Source organism: Bacteroidota bacterium (genome assembly GCA_016183775.1).
Classification (GTDB): domain Bacteria; phylum Bacteroidota; class Bacteroidia; order JABDFU01; family JABDFU01; genus JABDFU01.
In genome coordinates this window covers 17,244-27,925 of sequence record JACPDY010000068.1, presented here as the reverse complement: position 1 = coordinate 27,925, position 10,682 = coordinate 17,244, and the positions used below count along the sequence as shown (strand labels likewise).

Genomic DNA, 10,682 nt, shown 5'->3' with positions numbered 1-10,682 from the left:
TTTCTTTGGTCAGAAAAATCGCCTTAAACATTATTCGGGCATACAAAGGTGACAAAAGAAGCCTTAAAAGACGAAGACTTCAGGCTGGATGGCGAAATGATTATCTTGAAGAATTGTTAAAATCTTGATGCGGTGGCCCTGGGTTCAAATCCTTTCAGGGTTATGGGTTGGGGGAAAATTATTAGCTTTGATCGATGGTTGGAATGACATTAAAAAACGCAAAAAATAAATATACATGAAGTTTAAAATTACAGTGATCATCCTTTTTAGTTTGGGAAATATTTTTGCCCAGGGCAGAGGCATATTCGATACGCTGCCATCGATAAGTATTGGTGCCGGGGTGTTGAATTTTAAGGGCGATGTTGGTAAGGACAATACGGTAAGTCCAACGAGCAGGATGAGGGGCGGTTATAACATTGCTATTGGGCAGCGTATAAACAATATGTTGGATGTTTCAATTACGGGTGTTTTTGGAAAACTCACCAGTACTGAATACACCACACTTGTAAACAGGAATTTTGAATCGAAAATAAAACAGTTTGATGTAAGTGTTTTGTTCCGTACGGATGAGTTGTTGTCTGAGTTTAGTCTTACACCATATGCGGGTCTGGGACTTGGTTTTATGTCGTTCGACCCTCATGCTGACCTGTTGGATAAGAACGGGAATAAATATTTTTATTGGACAGACGGAAGTGTGCGTGACAGGACCGAGAACACACCCAATACAAATACATCGCGCATGTTGATACACGATTATAATTATGAAACTCAATTGAAGGATAGCACAGTAAATTATTCCCGTAAAGCAATGACCATTCCCTTAACAATAGGTTTGAATTTTTCGATCCTGAATAATTTAAGCGCGAAGATAGGCCTCACTTATTTCATGATCTTTAGTGATTATGTGGATAATGTAAAGGCGAATGGGAATGATTCCTTTATCTATTCGAATATTACAGTGGCCTATAGATTGAAGAAACCTGAAAGGAAGCAGGCGAAGATAGATGACAAGAGATACGATGATGTTGATTTTAACAAGATAGAAGAGGATCTGCGAAAGAAAAAGCAGTTGTAAATACTTCCCGGAGAGAAAAGCGCAGGCGTTATGCCATCAATACCTCATACAATCAGATGAACAATTCGCAACATTCAAGATATTAAAAGAATAGAAAGTTTGCTGACAAGGGCAATTCATTTAACTATTTTGAAAAACCGTTTTTTATAAGAAAGTTCAAAGAGGGGGATATTATATTTTTAAATTGTAGTGTCGTTAAAAAAATATACCCCCTCTCGCTTTCGACACAGGCTATCGCACAGAGGGGAGTTGATGGGCGCAAAACGCTGACAGGGTTCTAAACCCTGTCAGCGTTTTAACCCAAGCCTGCGTTTTACCCGGCGCTTTTTACTTCGGTGCCTTTTTCAACAAGTACCAGGCGAGAAGGCTGTATAGTATGTTCGGTATCCACACCGATATAAAAGGAGATAATTGTCCGCTTACTGCGAATGTAGACGAAACCTGCATAAATAAAATGTAGGAGAAGCTGATGAGTAATCCAAGGCCGATGTGAATGCCAATGCCGCCCCGTACTTTACGGCTGCTTAATGATACGCCGATAAGTGTTAAAATAATTGTAGCGAAAGGCATGGCCAGGCGTTTGTGTTTTTCGATTTCAAAGGGTTCGAGATTGGGTGATCCTTTTATTTTTTCATCAGCTATGTATTTACTTAGCTGCGGTAGTGTCATCGTTTCAATATTATTTGTTTTGCGGCCAAAGTCCTGTGGTTTTAATGCGATTATGGTATCTAACTTGTCTCCGCGGGAAATAGTTTCCTTATCGCCGTTTATTTTACGTATCACATAATTTCTGATCTGCCATTTATGGGTAACGGTATCCCATTTAATACCATCTGAAAGTAGTTTGTAGTAGAGCTGCTGCCCATGCAATTTTTCGAGTGAGAAGCGGTGGCCGAAATTGTCATCAATATCATAACGCTCAACGTAAGCGAATGTGCCGGGCTCAAGTTGAAAGTGCATGTGCCATTTGTCGTTGTGGAATTTATTCCGGTAATAAATCTCTTCGAAAGCGATACGTTTTTTATTGGTATGGGGAATAACATAAGCGTTAAGCAGCAATGAGCTTATGGCAATGATGGTGGCCGCAACGAGGTAGGGGTATAGCATCCGCCAAAAGCTGACGCCGTTGCTTAAAATGGCGACAATTTCGGAGTTGGCTGCCATACGTGAAGTGAAAAAGATAACAGCAATGAACGTAAACAGCGCACTGAACAGGTTGACGAAATAGGGGATAAAGTTTAAATAGTAATCGAAAATAATAGCACGCAGGGGCGCTTTTTTACTTACGAAATCTTCGATCTTTTCGGAAATATCAAATACAATTACGATAATGATAATAAGGGAAATGGAGAGCACAAATGTTCCCAGGAATTTTAAAAGGATGTATTTGTCTATTTTTTTCATGCCCAATCCAGGAGAAATCATGTCATTCTTGAAAAATTCTTGTCATCCCGATGACGCTTTTTAGCGGAAGTGCCATATGGCCGTGTGTTGGCCTCACTTGCACGCGACCAGATTTCTCACCTCGTGAAAAACGAGGTTTGAAATGACACGGTTTTGTGTTTGTATTTGTACTACATATTTTTATTGTTATCACAATCGCTGATCCAACTGTTTTATCATTTTATTTTTCCATTCATAAAAAGTGCCGGCAAATATCTGTTTACGGGCTTCGCCGGTCAGCCATAAATAAAAGGCCAGGTTATGTATACTGGCTATCTGGGCTCCGAGAATTTCTTCGGAATGCACCAGGTGACGAAGATAGGCTTTTGTATAGGCTTTATCTATAAAGCTTGTACCGCTTTCATCCAATACCGAAAAATCGTTTTTCCATTTTTCATTGCGGATATTTATCACACCATTTTGGGTATAAAGCAGTCCATGACGGGCATTACGGGTAGGCATAACGCAGTCGAACATATCGATCCCAAGCCCGATGTTCTCCAATAAGTTGATCGGTGTTCCAACCCCCATTAAATAACGCGGTTTATCTGCAGGCAAAATGTTGCATACTAATTCAGACATCGCGTACATGTCCTCATCAGGTTCTCCGACCGAAAGACCTCCGATGGCATTTCCTTCGCGGTTCATCGAGGCTATAAACTCTGCGGATTGTACTCTCAGATCTTTATACACACTGCCCTGTACAATGGGGAACAATGTTTGTTTGTAGCCGTATTTGTTTTCGGTTTCATCAAATCGTGTGCAGCAGCGTTTCAGCCAGCGATGCGTTAGTTTCATTGAGTTCTTCGCATATTCATATTCGCAAGGGTAGGGTGTGCATTCATCAAAAGCCATAATAATGTCGGCACCAATGGTACGCTGTATGTCCATTACGCTTTCGGGGGTAAAAAATTGCGCCGAGCCATCAATATGTGAAGTGAACTTAACTCCTTCTTCCGAAATTTTTCGCTTATGTGCTAAAGAATAGACCTGGTAGCCTCCGCTATCAGTCAGTATAGGCATATCCCAGCCAATAAATTTATGAAGTCCGCCGGCTTGTTCAATTATTTCTGTTTTTGGGCGCAGGAATAAATGATAGGTGTTTGATAAAATAATTTGCGCCTTTATATCTTCTTTCAACTCATGCTGATGAACGGCTTTGACACTTCCGGCGGTTCCTACTGGCATAAAAACAGGGGTTTCAATTGTTCCGTGGTCGGTTTCAATTGTACCCGCGCGGGCTTTGTTGTCGGTATGCTGTAGTTTAAAGTTCAATAGTTGGGTTATTGAGTTAATAAGTTATTAAGTTATTAAGCAGTAAAGCCTGAATAATTTAATAACTCAATAACTGTCTGCAAATAGCAATTTCATCAATTTAATTTTATCCAATGTTCTTCCGTAAAATCAGTAAGCGAACGTAATTTAAAGTCAGCAATATCAAAACGGGTCTGGTTGTAGGCTTCGCCTTCGGGTACGCTGATCGTTTTTGTACGCGCGGCTTTGGCGGCTAAAAGTCCATTAAAGGAATCTTCAAATACCAGGCAATTAACAGGAGATACCCGTAATTGTTTGGCGGTTGTTAAATACACTGCCGGATGCGGTTTGCCGTAACGTTCCATTTCCGCTGAATGAACGACCTTAAAGTATTGAGCGATGTTCAGCTTTTTCAATACACTTTTAATAATGAGCGATGGGGATGAAGAGGCTATGGCAAGGGGTACTTTTTTTTCTTCAAAAAATTTGATGACTTGTCCTACTCCGGGTTGTGCCTGTGCCTGTGTATCAATTAAGAACTCGAGTTCATCCAGTATCTCATTTTCAACATCAGTTGTACTTTTGCCGGTCCATGTTTTATGGTTATACCAGAAATCAACTACCTCATTGATCTTGAATCCCATGAATTGTTCAAAGTCAGTTTCGGTAAGATGGATATCAACGGTCGCGAATACCTTCTTCTCCGCCTTTCTCCACAAGGGTTCCGAGTCGACCAACAGACCATCCATATCGAATATTACGGCTTCTATCATTCTGGTTTCAGGTTCCATGTTTCAGGTTTCAGATTGTTGAGGTTGATAAAATCAACCAAAACCTGAAACCAATTCAAACTTGAAACCAATTTTTGTTAATTACTTTGTTTAAATCCTTCCAAATATAACACTTAAACCATCACTGTTTACGGGGTAAATTTACTGTTACCTTATGCAAACGCTTTATTCATCACTTAATAAACTATTCCTGTTTTTTGACAGTATCAGGCTTCTTATTCTTTCCCATGTTGATCCGCGCGTTTTTGAGGCTTCGAAATACGCTATTGTAGGATTGTTCGGAATAACGGCATTCATACAATTATGGCATCATTGGCTTGTTTTCAGGAAAGTGGGTACGTATAAGAAGCCTGTTATAGATACAATATTGCCGCCAACATCGGTCATCATTTGCGCGAAAAATGAAGACGACAATCTGACCCGTTTTTTGCCGCAGGTTCTTGATCAGGATTATCCTGACTATGAAGTGATCGTAGTGAATGATTGTTCGTACGACAATACAGGCGATGTATTGGAAGAGTTTACTAAAAAATATACACGCTTAAAGATTGTGACTATTAAGGAGGATGAGTATTACAGGCATGGAAAAAAATTTGCGCTGATGTGCGGAATTAAGGGTGCAAAGAATGAGTATTTATTGTTGACCGACGCGGACTGCCGGCCTGAGGGTAACAAATGGCTGCGTAGCATGATGAGTAATTATACCGATGATACGACTAGTATAGTGTTAGGTTACGGAGCATACGAAAAGGAAAAAGGTATATTAAATAAGCTCATCCGCTTTGATACATTTTATATTGCATTGCAATACTTGTCATTTTCACTAAATGCTAAAACCTATATGGGTGTTGGGCGAAATTTGTCGTATCGCAAATCACTTTTCTTTAAACATAAGGGTTTTGGCTCACATTATTTTCTGGAGTCGGGCGATGATGATTTGTTTATTAATGAGGCGGCGACGGCAACAAATACCAAAGTTGAGTTAAGTGCTGAAGGGAAAACCTATTCAAAGCCAAAAGCAACGCTTAAGGAATGGTATCACCAAAAAAGAAGGCATATTACAACCTATAAGTACTATAAGCGTGATTCCATAAGACAATTAACCCTGCTTACGGCAAGTCAGTATGGATTTTGGATGCTGTTTGTAGCGGCACTGTTTACTCAAATTCAACCCATAGCAATTTTATCCGTATTTGGAGTACGTTTATTGAGCCAGTTGTTTATTTTCAAAAAAGCGATGGACAGGTTGGGGGAACGGGATTTATTATTATTTTCGCCTGTATTCGAGGTGCTTCTGTTGTTTGTTTATCCTGCACTAAGCCTCTCGAACACAGTTATAAAAGAAAATAAATGGAAGAGCTAGGAGCCCTCTCATCCAAAGCACTACACGATCTTAAACTTGTTAAGTTAGCCACTAAAAAAGGCGACCAGAAGGCTTTTGCTGACCTGATGGGCCGTTACCGTGACTCTGTATATTTTATGTTGCTTAAAATGGTCGGTAATAAGGACGATGCCGATGACCTTACCATTGAAGCTTTCGCCAAGGCTTTTAAGCGGCTGGATCAATACACCCCGAGTTTCGCCTTCAGTACATGGTTGTTTAAAATAGCTACTAATAACTGTATCGACTTTATCCGTAAAAAGAAAAATAATACTTTCTCAATAGACAAAACGGTTGAAGGCGCAGAGGGTGGAGAAATGAGTATCACACTTCGTTCGGATTTTCTTGATCCTGAAGAGAAGATGCAGAAGAAGCAAAAGGTAAAAATGCTTCATGATGTGGTGGATAAGTTAAAGCCCCGTTACCGCCAGTTGGTTGAGCTTCGTTATTTTGAAGAGCTGTCTTACGAAGAGATAGCGGTCCGCCTTGAATTGCCTATAGGTACCGTTAAAGCACAATTGTTCCGTGCACGCGAACTGCTTTTGAATATCATGAAGAATATGGAGGGAAATATTTAGTGGCTGCCTGCCGGCAGGAGTTCCAGGTTCCAGGTTACTGGTTTAGAAACAATTAAAACAACCTGGAGCCAGCAACTTGAAACTACTTCAAACATATTTTCCTGACATTACCCCAAAGCAAACCGAACAGTTTTCCAGATTAAAAGATCTTTATGAGTACTGGAATGCGCGTATCAATGTAGTATCGCGTAAAGACATTGATCTTTTGTATGAGCGGCATGTTCTGCATTCACTGGGTATTGCAAAAGTAATTTCATTTAAACCGGGCACCCATGTGCTTGATGTTGGCACGGGCGGTGGTTTTCCCGGAATCCCGCTGGCTATATTATTTCCCGGAACACAATTTTATCTGGTTGACTCAATTGGTAAAAAAATTACTGTTGTGAATGAAGTTGTGAAAGCCCTTGGGTTGATGAATGTAACAGCAGAGCAAATTCGTGCAGAGCAATTGAAGCAAAAATTTGATTTTATTGTGAGCCGTGCCGTTACCGAAATGCCGGAGTTTTACAGGTGGGTTAAAGGATTGTTTAAACCGGATAGTTTTAATGAACTGCCGAATGGCATTTTGTATTTAAAAGGCGGCGATCTGGCAGCGGAACTTGGGTCTTTTAAAGGCCGATATAGATTATACAACCTCAGCGACTACTTTAAAGAAGGATTTTTTGAAACGAAGAAGGTGGTGTATCTGAAGTGCTGAATTCATCCGAGTGGACATAACCCTACAACCCTGTCAGGGTTTTAAACCCTGACAGGGTTGTAGGGTTACATCGAAAATATTTTCGCTACAGCAAAAGCCGCTGCCGCTGCCGCCGCGCCAATGGCCGTTACTTTCAATGCCCCTGATAATAATGGCTGCCCTGTTGCTTTGCTTTTGAAATAGCCGAAAGTAAACAGGCAGAACAATGTTACTACTGCCGATATTTTAAGTCCTTCAATTGGTGTGGGGGTAAAAAAGTAGGGGATGAGCGGAATAATGCCGCCAATAACATAGGATAAGCCAATAGTAAGTGCACTTTTGGTTGCCCTGTTTCCATCGGGTTCTTCCAGTCCAAGTTCAAAGCGCATCATAAAATCGACCCATTTCTTTTTGTCTTTACTTAATTCCTCGACTAACATTACCTGTGAGCTTTCGCTGAAACCATAATTCTGGAATATTTCCCTGATCTCTTCCTTTTCTCTTTCTGGTACACGCTCAACTTCATCCTGTTCCCGCTTTAATTCCGAGTGGTAGTGTTCCACCTCTGTGCGGCCCGCTAAAAATCCGCCCAATCCCATAGCTATTGATCCCGCTATTATTTCAGCCGCACCTGCGGTAATAACAATGTCATTACTGCTTACAGCGCTGCTTAATCCCGCAGCTAATGCAAAGGGAACTGTTAATCCATCCGCCATACCTATTACAACATCTGTAATAAAATCGGAATTGCGCAGGTGATCTTCTGTATGTGTATGGATATGTGTGTGGGTGTGTGTCATAGTTTAATAAATAATTTATATGTGTTTTTAGATTTTCAGATTATTAGGTCTTGCATATACCAGCTGCATAACATTAATATTGCGCATGGCAAAGGCGGCTTCGCAATAACCAAAGTAATAATTCCATTTACGGATAAATGCATCGTTGAAGCCCAGGGCTTTTATCTCGGATAAGTTTTGATTGAATTGCCCGCTCCAGGCCGATAGTGTTTTGGCATAATGAAGTCCAAACTCTTTCAGATCCACCAATGACAGATCGCCGGTATTGTTTATGGCCTTATTAATGGCGGCAACCGATGGCAGCAGAGAGCCTGGGAAAATATGCTTCTGTATCCAATCTACCCCTTTACGCAGACTTTCGTAACGTGAATCGGGACAGGTTATAACCTGTAAGGCAAGTAACCCATCTTTTTTTAAAAGTTCATGACATTTTTTAAAATAAACATCAAGGAAATTATGGCCGACAGCTTCCAGCATTTCTATGGAAACTATTTTGTCATATTCCCCAACCAGTGTTCTGTAATCTGTAAGCTGTATGTCAACTTTTTCGGCCAGGCTCTCCTGCTGAACGCGCTCGTTCGCAAACCTGTATTGTTCTTCAGATATGGTGATACTTGTTACTTTGCAACCATATTTTTTGGCTATGTATATAGCATTTTCTCCCCAGCCCGATCCGATCTCAAGTACATGATCGTTTGCTTCCAGTTTAAGGTGTTTGCAAAGCCTGTCGTATTTGGCTAATTGTGCCTGTTGTAGGCTAAGGCCTTCTTCTTTGAAGTAGGCGCCTGAATAGGTCATGCCGGGATCAAGGAACAATCGGAAAAAATCATTGTTCAGGTTATAATGTTCGGCAATGTTTTCTTTGGCTTGTGAAACGGAGTTGGCTTTTTTTAAATGTGATAATTTATTAAACAGCTTTAGTGTATTTATTCCCCATGTTTTTATTTTACTGCCTGATGCACCAGGCGTATGTTCTATGTTCAGCAAAAACCATTTGATGACATTGCTTACACTGCCGGTTTCCCAATCACCCGCAATATATGATTCACCAAAACCAATATCACCATACAATACACAGCGTTTGAAAAAATCATTGTTCTTTATTGTTATGTTGGCAGTTATCCCGCCGCTTCCATCGCCAATTGCAATGGTTTGTCCGCCGGGTAAAGTGAGATCCATATGGCCATATGGCATTCCGGATAGTAAACGTAAAATGGCTGTTTCGTAGAGATCGGTTTTACGGGTCAGGGCTATAGTTGACATGGTGTTAAAGATAAAAAAGATTGGCCTCATCCTGACCTTCTCCAAAGAAAGGGTTGCTAACCGGAAAAATTGTTTGTCCTCAACGCCTTACTTTTTTAAATAAGTGATTTGTCTAAGCCTTTTTCCTGTTTGCTTTGGTTAAGTAAAGAATATATTATTAATGTTGAAGCAACGCCGATAACTGAGCCTGCGTAAATATCCTCGAAAAAATGTTGTGATAAATAGACCCTTGACAAGGCGATCAATAGAGCTAATATAAACAGGCAAAACTTCAGCCATTTGTTTGGTATGAAAAGCGCGAGGCCGAAGTAAACGGCAAAGGCGGTTGTGCTGTGTCCCGACGGAAAGCTATGAAAAATATTGTTATCAACACCGGGTACAAGATATAAGTCGGGATTATTTTTAAAAAAAAGTGCCGGTCGGATATGATCATTAAAAATAAAGCGTTTGAGGATCTGAACAGTTGCTGAACTAAGTAAGTAACTTAATACAATAATAACAGAGTAGCGATAGCGGATAAATAACAGGGCAATGGCAATGCAGAGGGCGGTCCAGCCATCGCCAAGAAATGTTAAGTAATAAAACGCACCATTAGCCAGTTCATTGTGGTAACTGTTAAAGTATAGGTGGAGTTTATCCTTATTTGAAAGGAAAACAAGGATTGCACCGGCAATAAGAAATATAAAATAGGGGAGGAGAAAGAAAATGTTTTTTTTGAAAAGATCTTTCAGGCGCGGAAAATTCACTTCATCAGGGTTTGTATGCGATGATTTCTTTATCAGCCGTGTGAGCCGATGGTTTTCATGAGTTTATCAACCTGGGCGTCCCATAGTAGTTTTGAACTTTCTTTTTCATCATCGCTATCGGCAAAATCGACGATTATAAGTGAAACATCACCTGTTAATTCATCGATCTGTATGCGGAATTCAAAATAACTTCCATCAGCTTTGTCAACCCATTGGTAACGTACGAACGCATCTTCTTTTAAGGCTAACAGGCGCGCCTGCTGCTGGCTGCCATCCCAAATAAAGGTATAGATGCCATCCCGGATATTTACATCATCCGCAAACCATTCAGATAGCCCGCTGGGCGAAGTAATGAACTCATATAATAAGGTTTGAGAACATCTGATAACATATTCCAGTTCAAATTTTCCCTTAGGTTCCTTTTTAGATGTATTAACAGGTTTACCGGTAGAACTTACCGGTTGAATAGGGTTAAAAGGAATGAATTCCTGTTTCATCTTTTTAACTTTTGGCACCCGGGGAGCTCTTTTCTGCTTAATAAGTTCCGGAGGAAGCGGAACTCTTTCCTTGCTGAATTGAACTGTCGGCTTTGATGAAGTATTTTCTACAGGCTTGGCGGCCTTTACCTTAATATCTATAGTTTTAACTTTAGCAATTGGTATTTTAACCTTTTTG

11 protein-coding genes are annotated in these 10,682 nt (G+C 40.4%); 4 read left to right on the top strand and 7 right to left on the bottom strand.

What is annotated here, in order from left to right; genetic code table 11:
- Nucleotides 1-235 precede the first annotated feature (235 nt).
- The gene (locus tag HYU69_08710) at nucleotides 236-1,075 is read left to right on the top strand and encodes a hypothetical protein (GenBank protein MBI2270421.1); all 840 of its coding nucleotides are present in this window, start codon (nucleotides 236-238) and stop codon (nucleotides 1,073-1,075) included.
- Nucleotides 1,076-1,402: 327 nt separating this feature from the next.
- On the opposite strand, the gene HYU69_08705 is transcribed toward HYU69_08710, so the two are convergent.
- From HYU69_08705 to hxpB, 3 genes are all read right to left on the bottom strand, one after another.
- On the bottom strand, nucleotides 1,403-2,479 hold the full coding sequence (locus HYU69_08705; protein MBI2270420.1) for an LptF/LptG family permease: 1,077 nt from the start codon (nucleotides 2,477-2,479) through the stop codon (nucleotides 1,403-1,405).
- A 189-nt stretch (nucleotides 2,480-2,668) separates the two neighbouring features.
- Complete coding sequence (gene tgt, locus HYU69_08700) at nucleotides 2,669-3,793, bottom strand: tRNA guanosine(34) transglycosylase Tgt (protein ID MBI2270419.1); 1,125 nt, start codon at nucleotides 3,791-3,793, stop codon at nucleotides 2,669-2,671.
- A 95-nt stretch (nucleotides 3,794-3,888) separates the two neighbouring features.
- Nucleotides 3,889-4,545 carry a hexitol phosphatase HxpB gene (gene hxpB, locus HYU69_08695; protein ID MBI2270418.1) on the bottom strand — a complete coding sequence of 219 codons (657 nt, stop codon included), beginning with the start codon at nucleotides 4,543-4,545 and terminating at the stop codon, nucleotides 3,889-3,891.
- A gap of 172 nt (nucleotides 4,546-4,717) precedes the next feature.
- Here hxpB and HYU69_08690 point away from each other — a divergent pair, with 172 nt between their 5' ends.
- The 3 genes from HYU69_08690 to rsmG all read left to right on the top strand — a co-directional run bounded on the left by HYU69_08690 (nucleotide 4,718) and on the right by rsmG (nucleotide 7,219).
- Nucleotides 4,718-5,926, top strand: coding sequence for a glycosyltransferase (locus HYU69_08690; protein MBI2270417.1), 1,209 nt, complete (start codon nucleotides 4,718-4,720; stop codon nucleotides 5,924-5,926).
- On the top strand, nucleotides 5,914-6,522 hold the full coding sequence (locus tag HYU69_08685) for a sigma-70 family RNA polymerase sigma factor (GenBank protein ID MBI2270416.1): 609 nt from the start codon (nucleotides 5,914-5,916) through the stop codon (nucleotides 6,520-6,522). Before HYU69_08690 ends, HYU69_08685 begins: the two co-directional genes overlap by 13 nt.
- A gap of 76 nt (nucleotides 6,523-6,598) precedes the next feature.
- Entirely contained in the window at nucleotides 6,599-7,219 is a 621-nt protein-coding gene (gene rsmG, locus HYU69_08680; protein MBI2270415.1) for a 16S rRNA (guanine(527)-N(7))-methyltransferase RsmG, read from the top strand.
- A gap of 65 nt (nucleotides 7,220-7,284) precedes the next feature.
- Here the strand turns inward: rsmG and HYU69_08675 are convergent, their stop codons facing one another.
- The 4 genes from HYU69_08675 to HYU69_08660 form a co-directional block, all read right to left on the bottom strand.
- Complete coding sequence (locus HYU69_08675) at nucleotides 7,285-7,998, bottom strand: VIT1/CCC1 transporter family protein (GenBank protein MBI2270414.1); 714 nt, start codon at nucleotides 7,996-7,998, stop codon at nucleotides 7,285-7,287.
- Nucleotides 7,999-8,025: 27 nt separating this feature from the next.
- A complete protein-coding gene (locus HYU69_08670; protein ID MBI2270413.1) occupies nucleotides 8,026-9,261 on the bottom strand; it encodes a class I SAM-dependent methyltransferase in 1,236 nt (411 codons plus the stop codon).
- 95 nt (nucleotides 9,262-9,356) lie between these two features.
- Nucleotides 9,357-10,007, bottom strand: coding sequence for a phosphatase PAP2 family protein (locus HYU69_08665; protein MBI2270412.1), 651 nt, complete (start codon nucleotides 10,005-10,007; stop codon nucleotides 9,357-9,359).
- 32 nt (nucleotides 10,008-10,039) lie between these two features.
- The gene (locus tag HYU69_08660) at nucleotides 10,040-10,405 is read right to left on the bottom strand and encodes an SRPBCC domain-containing protein (protein ID MBI2270411.1); all 366 of its coding nucleotides are present in this window, start codon (nucleotides 10,403-10,405) and stop codon (nucleotides 10,040-10,042) included.
- Nucleotides 10,406-10,682: the final 277 nt, after the last annotated feature.